Origin of the sequence: Devosia sp. RR2S18 (genome assembly GCF_030177755.1) — a bacterium.
GTDB classification, from domain to species: domain Bacteria; phylum Pseudomonadota; class Alphaproteobacteria; order Rhizobiales; family Devosiaceae; genus Devosia; species Devosia rhizosphaerae.
This window is the reverse complement of the sequence record NZ_CP126539.1, coordinates 373399-395273: the sequence shown is the minus strand read 5'-3', so window position 1 is coordinate 395273 and position 21875 is coordinate 373399. Positions and strand designations below refer to the sequence as shown.

The following is a 21875-nucleotide window of genomic DNA, read 5'->3' as shown; positions in this document are numbered from 1 at the left end:
AGGCGCAGCTAGCTCAGCGCGCCGATCACCGCTTCGATGCGCTTCTTCATGGTCGAGGCGTCGAACGGCTTGATGATGTAGTTGTTGACACCGCAGGAGATCGCCTCCTTCACCTGCTCCTTGTCGGAGCGGCCGGTCGCCATGATGAACGGCATGGCCTGGGTGCGCGGATGCTTTCGGATGACCTTGAGCAGGGTCAGCCCGTCAATGTCTTCCATGTTCCAGTCCGAGATGATGAGATCGACATTGCTCTTTTCGAGCTTGCCCAGAGCATCGCGACCGCTCTTGGCTTCGATGATGTCCTTGAAGCCCAGTTGCGTGAGAATGTACTTACAAATTCCCCGCATGGACTGCTGGTCGTCGACGATCAGGACGCTGACAGCGCTGGCTTTTGGCATGGTCTAGTTACCTTCTTGGCGCCGGGGTCAGTTCCCCCGTATGTGCCTGAAATTGTATGGTCCCAAGCGTTACAATTCTCTCAATTGCCCGCTCGGCATTGCACTGGGACTGCCCTCACGCGGCCGATCTGAGCCGCATCAGCGCGGTGACGAGGCGACCGGCGATGGCTTCCACCGGAGCCTGCTCCACCACGGCCCCCTCCTCGAAAGCCACGCGGGGCATGCCATAGACGAGGGCGGAGGCCTGGCTCTGCCCCACGGTAAAGGCGCCGGCGTCGCGCATCTGCTTGAGGCCGCGTGCACCGTCCCGGCCCATACCGGTGAGAATGGCACCGACCGCCATTGGGCCGACCGTGCGTGCCACCGACCCGAACAGCACGTCCACGCTGGGCCGATGCCCTGATTCGAGCTCGTCCTGGGTTAGCCGCGCCTTGAGCTGCCCCGAGGTACGCTCGACGCGCAAATGATAGTCCCCGCGCGCCACATAGGCATGTCCGGGCAGGAGCGGCAGCCGGTCCTCGGCCTCCACTACCTTGAGCGCACAGAGTTCATCGAGGCGGGCGGCGAAACGGGCGGTAAAGCCGGCCGGCATGTGCTGGGCGATCACCACGGGCGGGCAATCCGCCGGCAATTGCGAGAGCACGGCACGGATCGCCTCAACGCCACCGGTCGAGGCGCCAATCGCAATGAGCGATCCTTCAGGTGCCGCAGCCGTCTTGATGGGCACCTTGGCCGGCTCCGCGCGGCCAGCGGCGCGCCCTCGCACGTCGGAGCGGGCCGCCGCACGGATCTTGTCGCGCAGCCCCGCACCAAAGACTTCGATGCCGCCGGCAAATTCAGCGCTGGGCTTGGCGACAAAGTCCACTGCGCCCAGTTCCAGTGCCAGCAGCGTTTCGCTGGCGCCCTTGGTGGTCAGGGTCGAGACCATTACCACCGGGGTGGGCCGCAGCCGCATCAGCTTTTCGAGAAACTGCAGCCCATTCATATTGGGCATTTCGATATCGAGGGTCACCACGTCGGGGTTGAGCACCTTGATCTTTTCGCGCGCGTCGATCGGGTCGGTTGCCGTGCCCACCACTTCAATGTCGCCGTCGCGGCTCAACATGCGCGTCAGCACCTCGCGGATCAGCGCCGAATCGTCGACGACCAGGACCTTGATGCTCATGCGGCTTCTCGTTTGTTCAGTTGGAGCTTGGATTGGTAGATTGTCTTGCCCACGAGGCGGAACCCGTCCCCGCCAGACCCGAGATTTTCGGAGTGGCCGATATAGAGGAACCCTTCGGGCGCCAGCAGCGCGTTGAAGCGGCCGAACACCTCGCCCTGGGTGGGCTTGTCGAAATAGATCGCCACGTTGCGGCAGAAAATGGCGTCGAAAGGCCCCTTCATGGGCCAGGGGCCGATCAGGTTCAGGGGCTTGAACGAGACCAGTTCACGCACCGCTTCGGGCACCTTGATGGTGCCGTTACCTAGCCGCTGGAATGGCCGGGCGCGTTCGGCGGAGAGCCCGCTGAGTTCGTTTTCCGGGTAGATCCCGCCCGCCGCCTTGGCGATCACGGCGGTGTCGATGTCGGTCGCCAGGATCTTGAAGTCCCAGCGCTTGAGCTCGGGAAAAGCCGCAAGCAGATCGAGCCCGATCGTATATGGCTCCTGCCCCGTCGAGCAACCCGCTGACCAGATGCGCAACCGCGTGCTGCGCGGCTTGCTGGCGATCAACCCACCCACATAGGAACGCAGATGCTCGAAATGGTGGTCTTCGCGGTAAAAGCGCGTGAGATTGGTAGTGAGCGCGTTGACGAAGTCCTGCCCGTCCGCTGCCGATCCGCCATGCTCGAGATAGTCGACATAGGCGTCGAAGCTAGCAAGCCCCAGCGACCGGACAATCTTGCTCAAGCGCGAAATGACGAGGGTCCGCTTGGCATCGCTGAGCGATATTCCGGCAACCCGATAAACGCGGTTCTTGATTCTTGAGAACTCGCGTTCGCTAAGGGAGATTTCTCCCTGGTCCATTGTGGCCTACCCTGTTCCTCGGCAGGCCCATTCTGGGCCGCCGCCTATGCACTCAACCGGCGCGGCATGCTTTGCAGCTTGGCCGACTGACTTTGTGCCGCCGGATGGGCAGAGAGCCGGCGCAGCGCCTCCTCCCCTTCGTCCAGCTTGAGGGCAATGGTATCGGTCTCATTGCTTAGATTGCGTAAATGCTCTTCCAACCCTGCGATCATTTTTTGCAGCGCCTGCGCTTCGGAGACGCCGGTAGCGGCCTGGGCGCGACCGCGGCTTACCACCGTGCGGATATCCTTGGCCGAACGGTTCGTGACCTGCGCGAGCTGGCGCACTTCGTCGGCGACCACAGCAAAGCCAGCGCCCTTTTCGCCCGCACGCGCCGCTTCCACTGCCGCATTGAGGGCCAAGAGATTGGTGCGGAACGAAACATCTTCGATGGCCGCGACCATCTTGTCGACTTCAACTGTCATGTGGTCGATCTCGTCGGCCACGGCGCTCGCACGCCGCGCAGCGAGTTCGGCCTCCCCGGCAAGCCTCTGCGCTTCCTGGCCTCGATGGCGCGCCGCAGCAAGGCCATTATGGCCAGCAGCTATGGCCTCCTGCGCGGCCGTCAGCTCGCCATTCTGCTGGTCCGACAGTGTTCCCGCCTGCGATGCTCGCTTCTCGAGACTTTTCACCAGCTGCGCCACTTGCGCCAGCCGCTGCTCGACCTCGGCGCGCAACTGGCGCTCGTCCTCGATCTGCGCTTGTACATCCTGGGCGAATTCTTCCATGCGCAAGGCGAAATGGGCGAGCGGGCCTTCCATTGCGTCGGGCATCTCGGCGTCACCCTGCATCACCCGCTCGAGCTGCTGGAAGCCGCGATCGAGTTGCTCAAGGCCGCTGTTGAGCGCCGCCAGCGCACCGTTCTGCGCCGCGGCCGCGTCCTCGAACCGAAAGCCGGTCTGCCCGGCAGCCAGGGCGCTCACCAGCGCATCAAGTTCATCATCCTCGATATAGCTGCCCGCGGGCACCAGTTCGAGAGCATAGCGCTCGCCCGGCAGCGAACGCCTGACCACTTCAAATCGCCGGCGGCCGACAAGGACCATGCCTTCTTCGGCGGCACCACCACCGCCTGTGAGATAGCCGTCGCCCATAAGCGTATCGAGCGTTTCCCCCTCGACCGCACCCTTGGCGAGCTGGTTGACGCCCTTGCTCACCGCCAACAGCGTGCCGTCTTCGGCCACTACCACCACGGGCTGCTTGAGGTTGGCAATCGCAGCCTTGAAATGATGTGCCCGTTCCAGGCGGCGCCCGAGCCGCTCGACGATACCGGCTATCGTGAGGCTGTCCTCGGGATGATCGCTGAGGCCCGCCGCCTGCGCCACAGCGCTGAGCGTCTTGTGCTCTTCGCGATCATAATGGCCACCCAGCGCAATGCTGCCAGCCACTGCCAGAGCTAGCGCACTGCCTGTTCCGGCCAACCATGCCGGGCCCACGCCTAGGACGAGCAACAAACCCCCAACCAGTGCGCAGGCGCAGAGCCAAAAGGCAGAGGCGATCAACGCGAATCGCAGATTAGCCATGGCCGTCCCGTCCAAAACTGAGCATAGGCGTGTTCAACATGGTTAAGGACCATATAACCGGAATGGTTAATCAAACCTCTAGGAGGCCGAACGGGTCGAACACTTCGGCAAGGAAGATGAACATTGCCGTAACACTTTGCGGCGCCGCGAGCAGTCAGAACGGCTCGCCCTTGGCACCCGAGGAGATGCTAGAACAGCTCGATATCGTCCACTGGCGCTGGCACCACCACACGACGGCGGGCAATCGCGAGTTCTTCGCGCGCCACATTGGCGCCGAGATCGCTGTCGAGACGCTTGACGAAGGCGCGCCCCGAATGCGGCTTGAACAGCACGCGCCGAGCGAAGGTCCCGCCCAGATCCTCGCTGGCGGCGATATAGCCTTCCGCTGACAGGAACTCGCGGACGAACTCGATGTTCTTGGCTCCCACGTCGTCGAGGGCCGCGTTGATCTTGCCGCCCCCGAACACCTTGATCTCGAGGTTCGCCTTTTTGCCGCTCCCGCGCGTCAGCACCTTGTTGATCAGTTGCTCCATGGCAAAGGCTCCGTAGCGAGCCGAGGCACCATAGCGGTCCTTGGCCGAGCCAGACTGTTCGGCAAGCAGGAAGTGATTCATGCCGCCCACATTGGCTACCCGGTCCCGGACACAGGCCGAAATACACGACCCCAATACGGTTGAGTAGGTGAGGTCAGCAGCATCGGAAACGTGGCAGTCGCCTTGATGTACGGTCGTCACCACCCCGCGATCGAATTCGGGCGGCAGAGAAGTCGGTAGTGCCATAGTCTTTGTACGTACCCATAAGCGCCAACCCAGGCACACTAGCCGCAACCCGTTAGCCAATCGCTAACCAAGCCGGGCAAGCCTGTGGCAAGACTGCGGCCGGCAAGAAGTGCTTTAGGAATGTCCCGCTATTGTAGGACCGGGATAGGAAGTTACCGAATGTCACTGCACAAGCTTGCGCGAGAACTCGACGAGACCGCCCGCCAGACGGCCTCAATGGTGGATGGAATAACCGATGCCCTCGCGATGCTGGCAGACCGGAACCTGAGCAAGGACCCCACGGTCCGCGAAGCAGTGCAGATGATCGTGACGGCCCTGCAGGGCCAAGACCGCATCGAGCAGCGCTGCCACAACATGGCTCTTGCCGTTCGGCAATTCGCGCTCCTCCCGCCCAATGCACCCGATAGCGTCTATGACGAGATTTGGGCCAGTCTGACGCTTGACGAGCTCCGCGTGCCCGGGTTGTCTGGCGTAGCAGCCCATCAGAGCCATGGCGACGCCGAGCTCTTTTAGCTTGGATCAATCCGCATCAGGCATTTTCCGGCTTCTGCTGGCATGACAGACCCATAGCGATGGTCTAACGTCTTCGCACGAGCGACGACCTGAGATCATGAGCCACGACTTTCAATCCGACATAGATGCCGTGCACGCTGTCGCGGCCGTCCCCACCATTCTTGATATCGTCTGCCGGCTTACCGGCATGGGCTTTGCCGCAGTCGCTCGGGTGACCGAGGACCGCTGGATCGCTTGCAAGGTGCTGGACAATGTCGACTTCGGGCTGCCCGACGGCGGGGAACTCAAGGTTGAAACCACCCTCTGCCATGAGATTCGCCAGCATCGGGAAGTCATCGCCATCGACAATGTGGCCGATGACCCGATTTATGCCCAGCACCACACGCCCAAGCTCTATGGGCTGCAAAGCTATATCTCAGTGCCCATTCTTCTTCCGGATGGGAGATTCTTCGGCACAGTGTGCGCGATCAGTGCAGCGCCCGCGAGCGTGAAGTCGCCGGAAATTATTGGCACCTTCAGAGTCTTCGCCGAGCTCATCGCCCACCACCTCGACGCCAATGAGAAGCTTGCCGCCGCACAGTCCAATCTCTTTGACCAGCAAGCATCATCGGATCTGCGCGAGCAATTCATCGCCGTGCTTGGTCACGATCTGCGCAATCCACTCGCCTCGCTTCAGGGTGGCACCAACATTTTGTTGCGCGAGCCGCAATCCGAGCGTTCGACCAAGACCATCCACCTCATGCGTGCCGCCGTCACGCGCATGTCCGGCTTGATCGACAATGTCATGGACTTTGCCCGCGGTCGCCTCGGCGGCGGGCTGGGCCTCAATCGAGTTGCCGATCAGCCCCTAGCTCAGACCCTGGAACAAGTCATCGCCGAAATCCGGAGCGGGCACCCCGAGGTCGAGATCTCCGCCGAAATCCCCGCCGGTATCGTGGCCAATGTCGATCATGGGCGCATCGCCCAGATGTTCTCAAACCTCTTAGGCAATGCCGTGACCCACGGCGCCGATCATGAGCCGGTTCGGGTGAAGCTCTCGACGACCGACACTTGCCTGCTTCTGGCCGTCGCCAATTCCGGCCCCCCCATTCCGCCGGCCGCCATCCCGCGTCTCTTCCAGCCGTTTCAGCGCGGCGAGTTTGGGTCGTCCGAAGGCCTGGGGCTGGGGCTCTACATCTCCTCGCAGATCGCCGAAGCCCATGGTGGTCATCTGGAGGTCACTTCAGATGCCGAGGAGACGTGCTTCACGTTCCACATGCCACTCAGCTGATCTGAGCCGCTGAAAAGACAAGGGGCGCCTCAGCGCCCCTTATTCAAGATCATCGTCGGCTGAGCTCAGCCATCCATCCGCGCGCCGCTGACCACCGCATGAAGGTCGATCAGACCCACCATCCGGCTATCATGGGTGACGATTCCGTTGAGCAGTTCGGTGTCGATTGAATTGCCTTCCGGGACATTGTGGATGTCATCGCGACTGACCGTCAAAATGTCCGAGACAGCGTCGACGAGGATGCCGACCCACTTTTCGCCTACGCTCATCACCACCACGACATGGTTCTTGGTGGGCGAAGTCTGGCCATCGCCGAAGCGGGCGCGGAGGTCGAAGATCGGCACGATGGTACCGCGCAGATTGATGACGCCGCGCACGAACTCACGGGTGTTCGGCAGGGGCGTGGCGCCATTCCAAGCGCGGATTTCCCGCACGGTCGTGATCTCGACGCCATAGGTCTGCTCGCCGATCGAAAAGGCGATCAGTTGCAGGCTGTTGTGCGCCGCCATCGCCGTCTTGTCGCCGAGGTCGTCCTTGAGACTGAGCGCTTCCATAGTCTAGCCTTTCTGCCGCCCTTCTGGTCGGCTACGCATGTACAATCAGCCGCTTAGGCTGCATTTCGGTGAACGATAGAGGTTCTGAGGCCCTGCACGTCGACGATCAGCGCGACATTGCCGTCGCCCAGGATCGTGCCGCCGGCAATGCCCTCGACCCGCTCGAAATTCTCTTCCAGCGATTTGATGACCACCTGCTGCTGCCCGATTATGTCATCGGCAATCAGCGCCACCTTGGCGGAACCCTCTGCCTCGCAGAGCACGACAAAGCGGTTGTCTTCTTCGACCGTGGTGGTCAACTCGAAGCGCTGGGCCAGGTCGATGACCTGCACATATTCCCCGCGCACCTGCAGCACCTTACCGCCGCTGGGCACGCGCTCAAAACTGGCGCGCGAACACTGGATGGTTTCAACGATCGAGGAGAGCGGCACCACATAGGGCGACACCCCGACTTTGACCAGCATCACGTCGAGCACCGCCAGCGTCAACGGCAGGCGCAGGGTCATCCGCGTGCCCTTGCCCGGCCAGGAGCGGACATGCACGGAGCCGCCGATCTTCTTGATGTTGGAAAGCACCACGTCCATGCCGACCCCGCGGCCAGAGATATCGCTCACCGCTTCGGCTGTGGAGAAGCCAGGGGCGAAAATGAGCTGGTCGATCTGCTCGTCGGTCGGCTGCAGTTCGGGGGCAACGATGCCCTTGTCGCGGGCCAGTTGCAGCACGCGTTCGCGGTTGATGCCGGCACCATCGTCTTCCACGACGATGAGGATGTTGCCGCCAGCCTGCTCGGCGGAAATCTTGATGACACCGGTTTCGGCCTTGCCGCGCGCGGTGCGCTTGTCCGGGGTTTCGATGCCATGATCGGCTGAATTGCGGATCATGTGCGTGAGCGGATCGCTCAGTTGCTCGATGATCGTCTTGTCGATCTCGGTATTCTCGCCCACCGTTTCGAGCTTGATCTTTTTGCCGGTTTTGGTGGCGAGTTCGCGCACCAGACGGGGCATGCGGCTGAACACCGATTTCACGGGCTGAGCTCGGATTGCCATGACGGAATCCTGCAACCCGCGGGTGGTCTGCGCCAGCACTTCGAGGCCACGAACCAGCTCGGTATAGCGGGCCCGCAGGGTCTCATCCATCTGCTGGGTCAGCATGGATTGGGTAATCACCAGCTCACCCACCATGTTGACCACGCGATCCACCTTGTCGAGATCGACGCGGATGGACTGTACGCCGACACTGCGGCCATGCCCCTCATCACCCTCGTTTGGAGCGGCAACCGCCGGTTTGCTGACGGCCGCCGGCGCTGATTTGACCGGCGCAGGCGGTGGTGCGATCGATTCGGCAATCGCTGCAAAGCTCAAGACCGGCGCTTCCTCGAACTCGTCTGCCTCGGCCGGTTTTGCTGCCTCTGGCGCAAATGCGGCATCTGCCAAGTCTTCCATTTCGTCATCGGCAAGCGCCAGCAGGTCGGCCGCACCCAGTTGGACGACCGGAGCGGTGACTGCCGTCTCGATCGCCGCCGAAAGGGACGCAGAGGCTGCACCCAGTGCCGCCTCGTCACCCAATTGCGTCACCACGATCTCGCAGTCGCCATCGACAAACTCGAAAACCTCGCGGATGGCCGCCTCGCTGAGACCGGGAGCCACCAGCGTGATCTCCCAACTGCAATAGACCGCAAAGGGCTCGAAATCGGAGAGAGCGGGAATGTCGCGCAGGATCGGCCGGACATCCATCTCGCCCAGGGCGCCGAGTTCCCGGAACAAGAGGAGCGGATCGTTGGCACGGGCGTAGAGGGCACGATGCGGCGTGAACCGAACTTCCCAGTGTCCAGCTTCGGCCTGAAGCGGCGGCGTGTCGAAGGCGTCCTCGACCGGCGCTTCACCGGCCGCGGGCGCATCCAGATCGACCCGCACCGGCGTAAATTCGATGTCGAACTCGTCCATCGGCTCACCCGAGAGATCGTCCTCGTCGTCGGCCTTTTCGCCCCGCGCCAGCGCGTCGAAACGGGCCTTTTCTTCCTGCCCATAATCTCCCGGCAGAGCTTCCCCGGTCTGGGCTGCGTTGACATGATCGGCCACGATGTCGTTGGCCCGGATGCAGAGCGCCACGACGTCGTCGCTCATTTCGATGCGGCCATCCCGCACATAGTCGAGCAGCGTCTCATAGGCATGGGCGAACCCGACCAGCGCCGAAAAGCCGAAGGCACCGGCACCACCCTTGATCGAGTGGATGGCGCGGAACACCGCATTGAGCCGGTCGGCATCGCGTTCACCAGCCTCGATCGCCGCGAACTGCTCTTCAAGCTCGGTAAGGAGCTCGGAGCACTCGTCGAAATAGGTGGCTTTGAAGTCGTCGAGGTCGCTCATCTGCGTTCAATCCAACCCTTCTGGGTTTTCGAATAAAAAGGCTAGTGGACCACGCGGTGGATGACCGAAATCAGCTTTTCGGGGTCGAAGGGCTTCACGATCCAGCCGGTGCCGCCAGCAGCCTTGCCCTGGTCGCGCTTGTCCTGGCTCGTCTCGGTGGTCAGAATGAGGATCGGCAGGCTCTGATATTGCCCGCTAGCGCGCACCTGCTTGATGAACTCGATGCCGTCCATCACCGGCATGTTGATGTCGGTGATCACCACGTCCACGGTTTCGTTCTTGAGCATGTCCAGCCCCTGCTTGCCGTCCTCGGCCTGCAGCACCTCAAAGCCCGCATTGCTCAGCGTGTGGTGCAACATTGCCAGGATGGTCCTGGAATCATCCACCGTCAGAACCCGCAAACTCGTCATCCTCTGATCATCCCCGAAAACTGAGCACCCAGGCCCAGGCGCTCGATGGCGGCTGACATCGCCGCGCTCGGCCGCTCAATTGCGAACTCGAAATGGCTTCTCCGCGAGGTTTCCGCTGCGCTCAGCAGCATGAACAAGGCGTTGGTCGACACGCGCTCCACCCCATCTGCCGCGACGCTGACCGGCCCCTCCTCGATCGCATCAAGCAATTGATCGCGAATGCCGTCCAGCGAGTCGAGATCGACCACCGCTGGCAAAGCAACCGGCTTCGTGGCTTTGCTGACCATATTTCTGAATGCCCCTGGAGTTCTCTCCGCCGACAGTTTCCCCCGGAACGGTTTAAGAAGTGCTAAGCGGCTCGCACAGCTTTTCCTTGCGGTGAAGCCAAGCGGGAGGGTAACGCAGAAAGGTGTTTTAGCCGGAACTGCCAATGACCGTTCAAATCGCCCTCACCGGCCTCGCCCGTGATCTCCAGGCCCGCGCCGATGCCGGCAAGCCCGTCCGTGTTGGCGTCATCGGCTCGGGCGAGATGGGGACCGATCTTGTCACCCAGATGAGTTTGATGCGCGGCATCGAAATGTCCGCTATCGCCACCCGCCGCCCGCATACGGCGCTCGAGGCTATGCGCATTGCCTATGGCGAAGACAGCAAGGGCAAGACCGCTGACAGCCCCGCCGCCGCGACGGCGGCTATCGAACAGGGCAAGATCGCCATCACCTCGGCCGAAACGCTGGTCACTACACCCAATATCGACGTGGTCATCGATGCCACCGGCAAGCCGGGCGTTGCTGCCGACTACGACTTGCTCGCCATGGAACATGGCAAGCATCTGGTGATGATGAATGTCGAGGCCGACGTTACCATTGGCCCCTATCTCAAGGCCCAGGCCGACCGGCTGGGCGTGGTCTATTCGGTGGGCGCGGGCGACGAACCCAGCTCCTGCATGGAGCTGATCGAGTTCGTCTCGGCGCTGGGCCTACCCATCGTGGCGGCCGGCAAGGGCAAGAACAATCCGCTGCGGCATGATGCCGTGCCGGAAGACTATCGCGCGGAAGCCGAGCGGCGGAACATGAACCCGCGCATGCTGGTAGAGTTCGTCGATGGCTCCAAGACCATGGTCGAGATGTGCGCAATCGCCAACGCCACCGGTCTCGTGCCCGACGTGCCAGGCATGCACGGACCGGCCGCCGATCGCGACGACATGGCCAAGGTGCTGATCCCGCGCGAGGATGGTGGTATCCTCCACAAGCCCGGCGTTGTCGATTTCACCGTCGGCAAGGGCGTCGCCCCTGGCGTCTTCGTCATCGTCAAGGCCGAGCATCCGCGCATCATCGAGCGCATGGATGACCTCCATATCGGACGCGGCCCTTATTATAGTTTCTTCCGGCCCTATCACCTGACCAGCCTCGAGGTCCCGCTGACCTGTGCGCGCATCATGCTGACGGGCAAGCCCGACATGGTGCCGCTGCCCAGGCCGGTTGCGGAAGTCTGTGCCGTTGCCAAGCGCGATCTTGCCCCTGGCGAGGCCTTCGATGCCATCGGTGAAACCTGCTACCGCTCTTTCACCATGACCATTGCCGATGCCCGCGACAAGCAAGCGCTACCGGTTGGCCTCCTCGAGGGTGGCAAGGTCACTGCGCCGGTGAAGAAGGGCGAGCTTCTCACCAGCGCCAACAGCCAGCCGGACACATCCACGCGGCTCTTCGCCCTGCGTCAGGAGCAGGATCGCATGCTGGGGCTCGTTTAGGCCTTCAGCACCACCTTGCCCTTGCGGCCGGGCTCGGCGCTGGCTTTCACCGCCGCGGCAATATCGGCCAGCGGATAAATGCCATCAACGGGCAGGCGCAGCTTGCCCGCGGCGGCATCTGCCACCAACTCGCCGAGCATGCGGCCAATTTCCTGGGGTGGCACACCCGGTTTGGCGCCCCAGAACCCTTTCACCGTCATCTGCCGAAACAACAATAGGCTCGGCGCTAGTCTTAAGCTCCGGCCCGTCATCGCACCGAAATTGGTGATGGTACCGCCGTCTGCCATTACTTCGGCTAGCTGCGCCGGGCCGTCCCCGCCCAGCGAGTCGATGCCATGTCGGATCGCGCCATTCCCGACCAGACCACGCGCCTTTTCCACCCAGCCATCGCTTTCGGTGGAAACGATCCGGTTGATGCCCAGTGCTTCCATCTCCTTGACGGCTCCGTCGCGCCGCACGAGGCCCAAGACCTTGAACCCTTGTTCCTTGCCGAACTGCGCCACGAGTTTGCCCACCGCGCCATTGGCCGCGTTCTGCACCAGCCAGTCGCCTTTGCTGAGCCCCAGCGTAAACAAGATCATCTTGGCCGAAAGCGGCATGGACAACAATTGGCACGCCGTTTCATCGTCAATGCTATCGGGCACTGGAAGCGCTCGTTCGGCATCCACCAGGTAATATTCCGCCCAGGTTTCGCTGCCGCCGCCGGCTACACGCTGGCCCACCTTAAGCGTTTCGACACCCGGGCCCAAGGCCTCGACTACCCCCACCGCTTCGGTTCCCCCCGCCGCGGGCAAAGGGGGTTTGAACCCGTAGCTTCCGGCAGCGGTCATCAGATCATGATTGTGGATGGGCGACAGCGTCATTCGCACCAGCACCTGGCCTGGCCCGGGCGTGGGCCTTGGCCGCTCACCAAGTTGCAGGACCTGCTCCGGCGCGCCGAAAGCCTCGTAAATAACACTGCGCATGTGGTTTTCCCTTTAAATTGTCTGCCTGCCAGATAGGCATTGCCCTTCCCCAGCAACAGGGGAGTGCGCCCAAAGAGACCAGAGGGGTTGATCGCCGCCACTCGCTTCGATAAATCCTGATGAGCACGATCAGGAATATGTCACATGTCCGAAACCGCTACCGATCCCCGCGCGCCCATCCGCATGCGCCACGAAACCCGCATGCGCCTGCTCGAGGTGACTGCAGTAGAGGACATTACCCCTCTGATGCGTCGGATCAGTCTACGCGGCGACATGGAAGGGTTCGCCTCCCCCGCCTATGCCGATCATATCAAGGCGTTCTTCTTTCCCAAGGGCGTAGAGCCCAAGATCGTGCCCATTGGCCCCCGCGGCGCTGAATTCGCGCCGGGCGAGCGGCCGGAAATGCGCGACTACACGCCGCGCTATTTCAATGTCGAAGCCGGCACCATCGTGCTGGATTTTGTGCTCCATGGGGATGGCCCGTCTTCCTCCTGGGCGGCCCAGGTCACGACCGGCGACAAGCTCGTCATCGGTGGTCCCCGCGGTTCTTCGGTAATCCCCAACACGTTTGACTGGTATCTGCTGGTTGGCGATGAAACGGCTCTTCCCGCCATGGGACGGGCCATCGAACAATACCCCGCCGACAGCAAGGTTGTTGCGGTTATCGAGGTCGCCGATGCGGCGGAAGAACAGGGCTTCGACACCAAAGCCGATCTCGCGCTCACCTACATCAATCGCAATGGGGCACCGGCCGGCAACAACACGCTCCTGCTCGAGGCCATCAAGGCCATGCAGCTGCCGGAGGGCGTCGCCTACGCCTACATCGCAGGCGAAAGCCGCATGAGCAAAGCGGTGCGCGAGCACCTCACCAGCGAGCGCGGCTTTGATCCAGAATATGTCAAAGCGGCCGGCTATTGGCTGCTTGGCGTCGCCGACGCACAGGAACCACACTGAGCCGCCTAGCCAAGGCCTTCCGCCCCGGCTAAGTCTCCGCCGAAAATCGGAGGCAAGCATGAGCACCAAGAAAGTTCGCTGGGGCATTCTCTCGACCGCCAATATCGGCATGCAAAAGGTCACCCCTGCCATCCAGCAGTCACCCCACTCTGAAGTGGTGGCGATTGCCTCGCGCGACCTCACCAAAGCCGAGGCTGCAGCCCGCCAGCTTGGCATTGCCAAGGCCTACGGTTCCTATGAGGAGCTCTTTGCCGATCCCGAGATCGATGCGATCTACAACCCGCTCCCCAACCACCTCCATGTGCCCTTGACCGTGGCAGCGGCCAAGGCTGGCAAGCATGTGCTGTGCGAAAAGCCCATCGCGCTCAACGCCAGGCAGGCCGAGGAACTGCGCGAGTGCCCGCCCGATCGCATCGTGCTCGAAGCCTTCATGGTGCGCTTTCATCCCCAGTGGCAGCGTGCCCGCGAAATCATCCGCTCGGGCGAGCTGGGCAAGGTGCGCGCCATCAACGCCATCTTCAGCTATCACAATGACGATCCGCAAAATGTGCGCAACATGGCCGATATCGGTGGCGGCGGCATCATGGATATCGGCTGCTATCCGGTGACCGCCGGGCGCTTCCTTTTCGAGGGTGAGCCCGAGCGCGTGGTCTCGCTGGTGGAGCGCGACCCTCGCTTCAAAACCGATCGCCTCGCCAGCGTCATCGCGGACTTCGGCGGTGGCCGGCAGTTGAGCTTTGTCTGCTCCACCCAGGCCGCCGGGCACCAGCGCGTGCAGGTGCTGGGCACCAAGGCCAAGCTTGAAATCATCATCCCCTTCAACGCGCCACCCAATGAACGCACGGCGATAACGGTCGACACGGGTGCGCCTTTTGACGGCTCGCTCGCCCGTCGCGAAATTCTGCCCGCTTGCGACCAGTATACCGAACAGGCCGAAGCCTTTGCGCTCGCCGTCCTCGGGGAGCAGAAGCTGCCTTGGGGCGTTGAGGATGCCGTTGCTTCCATGAAAGTGCTGGACGCGATCTTTGAAAGCGAGAAGACCGGGGCTTGGGCTAAGGTCTAATCAAACCCATATGCCGGTGAGTGCAACCGAAGGACTGTCCATGTCAGATCGCGTTCTCCTCACCGGCATCTCCGGCTTTGTCGGCGGTCATGTCGCCCTGCAACTGCTCCAGGCTGGCTACATGGTACGCGGCAGCGTGCGGAGCCTCGATAAGGCCGACAAGGTTCGCGATACGCTCGCCCGCGCCGGCGCGGACGTCTCTCGGCTGGAATTCGTCGCGCTGGACCTGCTCGAGGATGAGGGCTGGGCCGCAGCGATGGCCGGCTGCCGTTATCTCCAGCACACAGCCTCGCCTTTCGTGCTCCGCGTCCCCAAGGACCCGCAGGAGCTGATCCGCCCAGCGGTGGAAGGCACCCGCCGCGCCATCGAGGCCGCGCTCGCCGCGCAGGTCGAACGGGTCGTGCTCACCTCCTCGATTGCGGCCATCCAATATGGCCACGCCTCCTACGACCGCCCGCTGAGCGAGGCCGATTGGACGAAAACGGACAATGCCCGAGTCGGCGCCTATGCTCGTTCCAAGACCCTAGCCGAGCAGGAGGGTTGGCGGCTCATGGAGGCCGCTGGCCGCCGCAATGATCTCGCCGTCATCAATCCAGCGGGCATTTTCGGGCCGCTCCTGGATGAGGATCCGGGCACCTCGGCCGCCATCATCCAGGGCATGCTCAAAGGCTTCATGCCCGTCCTGCCGCGTATCCATGCCTCTGTGGTGGACGTTCGAGACATAGCCGCCCTCCATGTGGATGCCATGATCAATCCCGCAGCGGGCGGCCAGCGCTGCATCGCCGCCGTCGACACGCTCTCGCTCAAGCAGATCGCCGATCTCCTCCGCTCCGCCTTCCCTCACCGGCGCATTGCCCGGCACGAAATACCCGATTGGGTGGTGCGCCTAGCCGCAAGGTTCAATTCAGAGATCCGCGACAATCTCTCCGAGCTCGGTGCCATCAAGCGTCTGGACGGCACTCGCGCCCCCGCCCGTCTGAACCGCCCTCTCATTCCCGCTGGAGAGAGCGCCATTGCGACTGGCAAGAGCCTGGAGCAGTTCAACCTCGTCTAGAGCCGGAGCCCTCGCCCTCAGTGCCGATTTGTCCATATCTGACACCGTCAGAACGCGGCTGTAGCTCAGTTGGGAGAGCGCGTCGTTCGCAATAGCGAGGTCAGCGGGTTTCCCGCTCAGCTCCACCATTCCGGCATCCCTACAGAACGTCAGCCCTGCGGTGGCTGGGCGAAGTTTATTCTGTTTCCTTCGGGATCGAACACCTGTGCTACGGCGCCGAATGGTCCCTGGGCTTCGTTCACCAGGGAGATCTCATGAGTTGCCAATCGTGCCTGCTCTGCCGCCAGATCTAATACCACGATAGTCGTGATGCTCTTGCCGGCACGGGTCTCGTCCGCCCAGAGCTGGAAGCCTGCGGCTCCCATGTTGCGCCATTGCGCCATGCCTGGGATGGGCTGGTCATCCGCGGGCCGCCCCAGCAGCTTTTCGTACCAGGCTAGCGCCGCATCAATGTCGCGGACCACGGATGAGGCGAAGATTCCCTGCACTGCCATCGTGTTCATGTTCGGAACTCCCTTGCTGTACCTGACGACGATTGGAGGTGCTCGGTTTCGACGCCGGTCGCCGAAAAAAACTACCGCAGAGGAGAAGCTGCTTCCAGTTTGCCTGCGGCCCGGGCGAGCCCTTCGGAAATCACCGTCCGCATGGCGGCGCGCGCCTCGTCCGCCCGCCCCTCGGCGATAGCCGTGGCGATGCGCCGGTGGGACAGCACCGCCGCTTCGAGCAGCGCCGGCTCCTCGACCGGTGAGCTGATGGTGAAGGATGCCGTCAGCGCCAGTTCTACCAAAGCGCTAATCGAGGCCATGAACGGGTTGCCCGAAGCCTCCGCCACGATCCGGTGAAAGGCGAGGTCGGCGCGCGCGAACTCCACTGCGCTGGTCGCCGCACCCATGTTCGCCGCGCAGTCGAGCAAAGCCCGCGCCTGCTCTTCGGTTCGGCGCTCCGCCGCCAGAGCGGCCGACTCAAGCTCCACCCCGATCCTGACCTCGGCAAGGCTACGGAGGAACGCCACGTCCGGCCCCGTTTCGAAGTGCCAAGACAGCACGTCCGCATCGAAGAGGTTCCACCGCCGTCGCGGCAGCACGCGGGTGCCGATGCGCGCCCGCGGCTCGATCATGCCCTTGGCCGCAAGGGTCTTGAGGGCTTCGCGCAACACGGTGCGGGAAACGCCAAAGCGCCCCAGAAGGTCGGCGTCGGGCGGCAGGATGCTGTTTTCCTGATAATCCCCACGTACGATGGCGACGCCCAGCTGCCAGAGCACCTGCGAGTGGAGGTTGCGCAGCGGCACGCGGCCGGCAATCGCCGCGATCAACTCCCCCGTGGTCCGCCGCTCTTCGGTCATCCCGCCCCTTTTGGTAAGCCTTGGTCATACAATAACACTTTCTCGGGCGGTGGACAGCCACGCAGCGCCGCGCCAAGGTGCCGCCCAACGCCAAGCAAGGATTCGCGCCATGCCAGTTCAGAGCCAAGTCGATGCCGTTCTCGCCCAGGTGGACGCCGGGCTCGAGCAGAGTCTCGAGCGGCTCTATGAACTGCTTCGCATCAAGTCCATTTCCACCGACCCGGCCTATGCCGCCGAGTGCCAGCGGGCCGCCGACTGGCTGGTGAGCGAACTGGCCGGGCTGGGTTTTGATGCCGCCGCCCGGCCGACGCCAGGCCACCCCGTCGTGGTTGGCCACGGGACCGACCAGGCCGGCCCCCATGTGCTGTTTTACGCCCATTACGACGTGCAGCCGGTCGACCCTGTAGAACTCTGGCATTCCGATCCGTTCGAGCCGCAGCTCAAGGAGGGGGCGGACGGCCGCAAGATCATCGTGGCGCGCGGTGCTTCCGACGACAAGGGTCAGATGATGACCTTTATCGAGGCCTGCCGCGCCTGGAAAACCGCGACCGGCACCCTGCCAGTCAAGGTCTCCTTGATGCTCGAGGGCGAGGAGGAGTCCGGTGGCAAGAACCTGCCGCCTTTCATGGAGGCCCATCGCGACGAACTCGCCGCCGCTGACATTGCGCTGGTCTGCGACACGGATATGTGGAACCGCCAGACGCCCTCGATCACCACCATGCTGCGCGGCCTCGTCGCCGACGAAATCGAGATCACTTGCGCCAACAAGGACCTGCATTCGGGCATGTTCGGCAATGCCGCGCGCAACCCCAACCAGGTGCTGGCCGAGATCATTGCTTCGCTCCGCGCCCCCGATGGTTCGGTGACCCTCCCCAGCTTCTACGACGACGTTGCCGAGATCAGCCCCGAGCTCAAGGCGCAATGGGCCAGCCTTGGCTTTGATGAGGCAAAATTCCTGGGCGAGGTGGGTCTCTCCGTTCCCGCCGGCGAACAGAACCGCTCCGTGCTCGAAATGCTCTGGGCCCGCCCTACCTGCGAGATCAATGGCATGATCGGTGGCTATACCGGCGACGGCTTCAAGACGGTGATCCCCGCTAAGGCGAGCGCCAAGATTTCCTTCCGCTTGGTATCCGGCATGGATCCGGCCAAGATCCGTGCCGCCTTCCGCAAGCATGTCGAGGAACGCCTGCCTGCCGATTGTTCGGTCAAGTTCACGCCCCATGGCGGCTCGCCAGCCATCACCGTCCCCAGCGACGGCACCCATCTGTGCCAGGCCCTCGCCGGTCTTTCCGCCGAGTGGAACAAGGACGCCGTGATTACCGGCTCGGGCGGCTCCATCCCTGTCGCGGGCGATTTCAAGAAGATCTTGGGGCTCGACACGCTCCTCATCGGCTTTGCTCATGTGGACGACCAGATCCACTCGCCCAACGAGAAATACGACCTCGAAAGCTACCACCGCGGCATCCGCTCCTGGGTGCGGGTGCTGGCGGCGCTGGCCGGCTAGTCCGGCTGCCCACCCAGCTTTTGTACGGCCTTGGCGCCAGCGGCAACGGCCTGCGCCAAGGCGGTAGCTTCATCCTTGCCCGATAGGTGCGCGGCGATGAAGCCGGCGGCGAAGGCATCTCCTGCCCCGGTTGAATCCACCACGTTTACCACCGGCGCCGAAAGCGCCACGCGCGCGCCGTCCTTGCCGCCCAGAGCCGCGCCATAGCGTCCGCGCTTGATGACCACATTGGCGAAGCGGTTGCCCAAGCACCGCATGCAGGCCTCGAAATCGGCCTCGCCGCACAACAGTTCGGCCTCGCTTTCATTGGCAAAGAGCCAGTCGGCACCCGCCGTCCATTCCAGGAAAGCTGCGGCCCCAACCTCTTCGAGAAAGCCGATCGAGGCGGGATCAATGGCCACGGCAATGCCGCGCGCCTTGGCCGCCCCAAGTAACTTCTTCACCGCAGCCCGTGGGCCCGGCGCAAAAAAGCTATAGCCCGACACCATCACCATGCCGATCTCGGCAAGAAGGCTCTCGGGCAAGTCGGCGCTGCACAAATGGAGGTTGGCCCCCCGATCACTGAGGAAACTTCGTTCCCCATCGGGATCAAGAATGGTCACCAGTACGCCGGAAGGCTCGTTTGCATCCCCTGCCAGCGCAGGAATAACACCCAAGCTTCGGAAATACTCCTCGTACATGGCCTTGTCGTCCGCGCCCACGCGGGCGGCAAACACCACCTTGGTGGCCATGGCGCCCAGCCACACCGCCTGGTTTGCACCCGACCCGCCCGGGCGGCTGCGGATCTTGGCTCGGCGATCACTGCCATGCACCAGCGGACCCTCCGGCGCCACGATGACATCGGTCATCACGTCGCCGACGACCAGGACGCGGTCGTTCATGCGCGGCGCGCTGCCGGCTTGCCCGGCATCCGGCCGGCCAAGGACACGGCGATGTGGGCTGCCACCTTGGCGTTATTTTCTACCAGCGCGATGTTGGATTGCAGCGACTTGCCACCGGTCAATTCGAAGATGCGCTTGAGCAGGAAAGGCGTCAGCTCCTTGCGGGAAACCCCTTCCGCCTCGGCTCCTGCGATGGCTTCGGCAATCCGCGCCTCGATGGCGGCCGGATCAAGTGCGTCTTCTTCCGGGATCGGGTTGGCGACGAGAACGCCACCGAGCCCCAGATCGATCTGCAGGGCCACGATTTTGGCGATATCCTCGGCCGCATCGAACCGGTGATCCACCTTGTGACCACTCTCGCGCGCCCAGAACGCCGGGAACTGGTCGGTGCCATAGCCCAGCACAGGCACGCCATTGGTCTCGAGCACTTCGAGCGTCTTGGCGATGTCGAGAATGGATTTGGCGCCGGCACAAACCACCGCGACGGGGGTGCGTCCCAGTTCCTGGAGATCGGCCGAAATGTCGAAAGTCTCCTCGGCCCCGCGGTGCACGCCACCAATGCCGCCAGTGGCAAACACATGGATACCCGCCAAGGCTGCAATCTGCATGGTGGTCGCCACGGTCGTTCCGGCGATCACCCCCTGCACCAGAAGGGCAGAAACGTCGCGGCGGGAGGCCTTGGCGGCCTTAAGGCCTTCCAGTGCCAACCGCTCCAGGTCTTCGCCGGAGACTCCCACGCAGAAGCGGCCATCCATGATTGCGATGGTGGCGGGCACCGCGCTATGCTCGCGCACGATCCCTTCCACCTTCTTGGCCATTTCGAGGTTCTGCGGGTACGGCATGCCATGCGTGATGATGGTGCTTTCCAGTGCCACCACCGGCTTGCCATCGGCCAGGGCCTTCTTCACGTCCGGGCTGATGGAAAGATAGGCCTTAGCAGTCATGGAAAAACAGCTTTCTTGAAAGGAGCAGAAGGCCGATCTCGGCCTTGGGTCGGCGCGGGTTTTTGCGCCCTGATGCCGCAGGGCGTCAACCCCCGCAAGAACATGGTGCCATGTCCCTTGTCGTATAGCTCTTTTGCCTCTAGTTTGCCTGAGTAACTCCAGCGGGAAAGGGTACTTCGCTGCAGACCGACATCGTTGATCGCGCCCTGTCCGCCGATCGATACGCACCCAGATACGGGTCCATGTCAGCCGAGTTATCCAGCGCTTTCCAGCGCTTGTTTTCTGCACCGCTAGCGCACACGCCAGATGGCACGGGCACTCCCAGATGAGCGCCGGCGCTTGAGCCTGCTTTGCAGCCCTTGCCGGCTGCACACCCACTCTGCGGCCGGCCGCACTTCACCAGTCGCAAAGACAAAAACCCCGAACAGGAGCCTCAATCCAGATGAATAGATCGCTCGCCCTTGCCTTCGGCACTCTCATGGTCGCGGCCCCCGCGCTGGCCCAGGAAGAGCCGGTCCTCAACGTCTACAACTGGTCCGATTACATTGCCGAAGACACCATCGCCAATTTCGAAGCCGAAACCGGCATCAAGGTGAACTACGACGTCTACGACAACAACGAGATCGTCGACGCCAAGCTGCTGGCCGGCAATTCGGGCTATGATATCGTGGTGCCCTCGGGCAATTTCCTTGAGCGCCAGATCCAGGCGGGCCTCATCCTGCCGCTCGACAAGTCCAAGCTCACCAATCTGGGCAATCTCGATCCGGCCGTGATGGACACTGCATCAGCGCAGGACCCGGACAACGCTCATGGCGTGCCTTACATGATCAACACTATCGGTTTGGGCTACAACGTCGCCGAGGTCGCCGAGGCGCTGGGTACCGACGAGTTGCCGCAGAGCTGGGACCTGCTGTTTGATCCAGAGACCGTCAGTAAGCTTGCCGATTGCGGCGTGGCCGTGCTCGATAGCCCCTCAGAAGTTATGGGCATTGCCCTGCACTATCTGGGTCTTGATCCCAACTCCGAGAGCGAGGAAGACTTGGCGCAGGCCGAGGAACTGATGAACTCCATCAAACCCTCGATCCGCTACTATAATTCCTCCCAGTACATCGACGATCTGGGCAATGGTGAAATCTGCCTGGCGCTCGGCTATTCCGGTGACATCTTCATCGCTTCGGACGCCGCCGAGCAGGCTGGGCAGGGCGTGGAGGTGAACTACCTCATCCCCGAAGAAGGCGCTGCCACTCTCTTCGATTTCCTCGCGATCCCGGTCGATGCTCCGCATCCGGAGAACGCTCACAAGTTCATCAACTACATCCTCGAGCCCGAGGTCGTGGCTGATATCACCAACTACGTGTTCTACGCCAACCCCAACCTGCCGGCACTCGAGTTCGTGGACGAAGAGGTCAAGTCCAACCCGGGCATCTACCCGCCCGCCGAGACCATTGAGAAGGCCTTTGTGATGCAGGCCCACACGCCTGAGTTCGAAGAGCTCTTGACCCGCACCTGGACCCGCATCAAAACCGGCCAGTAAATCTATGCAAGGGGCGGCCCGGAAGCCGCCC

General features: G+C 62.7%; 22 protein-coding genes. 8 read left to right on the top strand and 14 right to left on the bottom strand.

Annotation, left to right across the window (positions count from 1 at the left end):
- Positions 1-8: 8 nt before the first annotated feature.
- The 5 genes from QOV41_RS02015 to QOV41_RS01995 all read right to left on the bottom strand — a co-directional run bounded on the left by QOV41_RS02015 (position 9) and on the right by QOV41_RS01995 (position 4743).
- A complete protein-coding gene (locus tag QOV41_RS02015; protein ID WP_284579181.1) occupies positions 9-398 on the bottom strand; it encodes a response regulator in 390 nt (129 codons plus the stop codon).
- A gap of 115 nt (positions 399-513) precedes the next feature.
- Positions 514-1563 (bottom strand): protein-glutamate methylesterase/protein-glutamine glutaminase, encoded by a 1050-nt coding sequence (locus tag QOV41_RS02010; RefSeq protein WP_284579180.1) that lies wholly within the window; start codon positions 1561-1563, stop codon positions 514-516.
- Positions 1560-2405 carry a CheR family methyltransferase gene (locus tag QOV41_RS02005; RefSeq protein ID WP_284579179.1) on the bottom strand — a complete coding sequence of 282 codons (846 nt, stop codon included), beginning with the start codon at positions 2403-2405 and terminating at the stop codon, positions 1560-1562. Before QOV41_RS02005 ends, QOV41_RS02010 begins: the two co-directional genes overlap by 4 nt.
- A 44-nt stretch (positions 2406-2449) precedes the next feature.
- Positions 2450-3964 (bottom strand): methyl-accepting chemotaxis protein, encoded by a 1515-nt coding sequence (locus QOV41_RS02000; RefSeq protein WP_284579178.1) that lies wholly within the window; start codon positions 3962-3964, stop codon positions 2450-2452.
- Between the two features lie 188 nt (positions 3965-4152).
- On the bottom strand, positions 4153-4743 hold the full coding sequence (locus QOV41_RS01995; protein WP_284579177.1) for a chemotaxis protein CheD: 591 nt from the start codon (positions 4741-4743) through the stop codon (positions 4153-4155).
- Between the two features lie 159 nt (positions 4744-4902).
- Here QOV41_RS01995 and QOV41_RS01990 point away from each other — a divergent pair, with 159 nt between their 5' ends.
- Together QOV41_RS01990 and QOV41_RS01985 are read left to right on the top strand one after the other, a co-directional pair.
- Entirely contained in the window at positions 4903-5256 is a 354-nt protein-coding gene (locus QOV41_RS01990) for a hypothetical protein (RefSeq protein WP_284579176.1), read from the top strand.
- 97 nt (positions 5257-5353) lie between these two features.
- The gene (locus tag QOV41_RS01985; protein ID WP_284579175.1) at positions 5354-6526 is read left to right on the top strand and encodes a GAF domain-containing sensor histidine kinase; all 1173 of its coding nucleotides are present in this window, start codon (positions 5354-5356) and stop codon (positions 6524-6526) included.
- Between the two features lie 65 nt (positions 6527-6591).
- Here QOV41_RS01985 and QOV41_RS01980 read toward each other — a convergent pair whose 3' ends face one another.
- From QOV41_RS01980 to QOV41_RS01965, 4 genes are read right to left on the bottom strand one after another with little or no spacing between them, the layout of a single operon-like run.
- Positions 6592-7080, bottom strand: coding sequence for a chemotaxis protein CheW (locus QOV41_RS01980; protein WP_284579174.1), 489 nt, complete (start codon positions 7078-7080; stop codon positions 6592-6594).
- 53 nt (positions 7081-7133) lie between these two features.
- The gene (locus QOV41_RS01975) at positions 7134-9446 is read right to left on the bottom strand and encodes a chemotaxis protein CheA (RefSeq protein WP_284579173.1); all 2313 of its coding nucleotides are present in this window, start codon (positions 9444-9446) and stop codon (positions 7134-7136) included.
- A gap of 41 nt (positions 9447-9487) precedes the next feature.
- Positions 9488-9856 carry a response regulator gene (locus QOV41_RS01970; protein ID WP_284579172.1) on the bottom strand — a complete coding sequence of 123 codons (369 nt, stop codon included), beginning with the start codon at positions 9854-9856 and terminating at the stop codon, positions 9488-9490.
- Positions 9853-10143, bottom strand: coding sequence for an STAS domain-containing protein (locus QOV41_RS01965; protein ID WP_284579171.1), 291 nt, complete (start codon positions 10141-10143; stop codon positions 9853-9855). The genes QOV41_RS01970 and QOV41_RS01965 overlap by 4 nt, the downstream gene beginning before the upstream one ends.
- Positions 10144-10286: 143 nt before the next feature.
- Between QOV41_RS01965 and QOV41_RS01960 the strand changes: the two genes are divergently transcribed.
- The gene (locus QOV41_RS01960) at positions 10287-11603 is read left to right on the top strand and encodes an NAD(P)H-dependent oxidoreductase (protein ID WP_284579170.1); all 1317 of its coding nucleotides are present in this window, start codon (positions 10287-10289) and stop codon (positions 11601-11603) included.
- Here QOV41_RS01960 and QOV41_RS01955 read toward each other — a convergent pair.
- Complete coding sequence (locus tag QOV41_RS01955; RefSeq protein ID WP_284579169.1) at positions 11600-12568, bottom strand: zinc-binding dehydrogenase; 969 nt, start codon at positions 12566-12568, stop codon at positions 11600-11602. The two genes, QOV41_RS01960 and QOV41_RS01955, sit on opposite strands and share 4 nt — an antisense overlap.
- A gap of 144 nt (positions 12569-12712) precedes the next feature.
- On the opposite strand from QOV41_RS01955, the gene QOV41_RS01950 reads away from it, so the two are divergent.
- From QOV41_RS01950 to QOV41_RS01940, 3 genes are read left to right on the top strand one after another with little or no spacing between them, the layout of a single operon-like run.
- On the top strand, positions 12713-13522 hold the full coding sequence (locus QOV41_RS01950) for a siderophore-interacting protein (protein WP_284579168.1): 810 nt from the start codon (positions 12713-12715) through the stop codon (positions 13520-13522).
- A gap of 58 nt (positions 13523-13580) precedes the next feature.
- The gene (locus QOV41_RS01945) at positions 13581-14585 is read left to right on the top strand and encodes a Gfo/Idh/MocA family protein (RefSeq protein ID WP_284579166.1); all 1005 of its coding nucleotides are present in this window, start codon (positions 13581-13583) and stop codon (positions 14583-14585) included.
- Positions 14586-14625: 40 nt separating this feature from the next.
- Positions 14626-15639, top strand: a complete 1014-nt coding sequence (locus tag QOV41_RS01940) for an SDR family oxidoreductase (RefSeq protein WP_284579165.1) — start codon at positions 14626-14628, stop codon at positions 15637-15639.
- A 149-nt stretch (positions 15640-15788) separates the two neighbouring features.
- Here QOV41_RS01940 and QOV41_RS01935 read toward each other — a convergent pair whose 3' ends face one another.
- Both QOV41_RS01935 and QOV41_RS01930 read right to left on the bottom strand, forming a co-directional pair.
- Complete coding sequence (locus tag QOV41_RS01935) at positions 15789-16142, bottom strand: VOC family protein (RefSeq protein WP_284579164.1); 354 nt, start codon at positions 16140-16142, stop codon at positions 15789-15791.
- A 71-nt stretch (positions 16143-16213) separates the two neighbouring features.
- Positions 16214-16981: a FadR/GntR family transcriptional regulator gene (locus QOV41_RS01930; protein WP_284579163.1), complete on the bottom strand. Its 768-nt coding sequence runs from the start codon at positions 16979-16981 to the stop codon at positions 16214-16216.
- A 109-nt stretch (positions 16982-17090) separates the two neighbouring features.
- Here QOV41_RS01930 and QOV41_RS01925 point away from each other — a divergent pair, with 109 nt between their 5' ends.
- Positions 17091-18485, top strand: coding sequence for a M20/M25/M40 family metallo-hydrolase (locus tag QOV41_RS01925; protein ID WP_284579161.1), 1395 nt, complete (start codon positions 17091-17093; stop codon positions 18483-18485).
- Here QOV41_RS01925 and QOV41_RS01920 read toward each other — a convergent pair.
- Together QOV41_RS01920 and QOV41_RS01915 are read right to left on the bottom strand one after the other, a co-directional pair.
- Positions 18482-19366: a carbohydrate kinase family protein gene (locus QOV41_RS01920; protein ID WP_284579159.1), complete on the bottom strand. Its 885-nt coding sequence runs from the start codon at positions 19364-19366 to the stop codon at positions 18482-18484. The two genes, QOV41_RS01925 and QOV41_RS01920, sit on opposite strands and share 4 nt — an antisense overlap.
- Positions 19363-20310 carry a pseudouridine-5'-phosphate glycosidase gene (locus tag QOV41_RS01915; protein ID WP_284579158.1) on the bottom strand — a complete coding sequence of 316 codons (948 nt, stop codon included), beginning with the start codon at positions 20308-20310 and terminating at the stop codon, positions 19363-19365. Before QOV41_RS01915 ends, QOV41_RS01920 begins: the two co-directional genes overlap by 4 nt.
- 442 nt (positions 20311-20752) lie before the next feature.
- Here QOV41_RS01915 and QOV41_RS01910 point away from each other — a divergent pair, with 442 nt between their 5' ends.
- Positions 20753-21844 carry a polyamine ABC transporter substrate-binding protein gene (locus tag QOV41_RS01910; protein ID WP_284579157.1) on the top strand — a complete coding sequence of 364 codons (1092 nt, stop codon included), beginning with the start codon at positions 20753-20755 and terminating at the stop codon, positions 21842-21844.
- Positions 21845-21875: the final 31 nt, after the last annotated feature.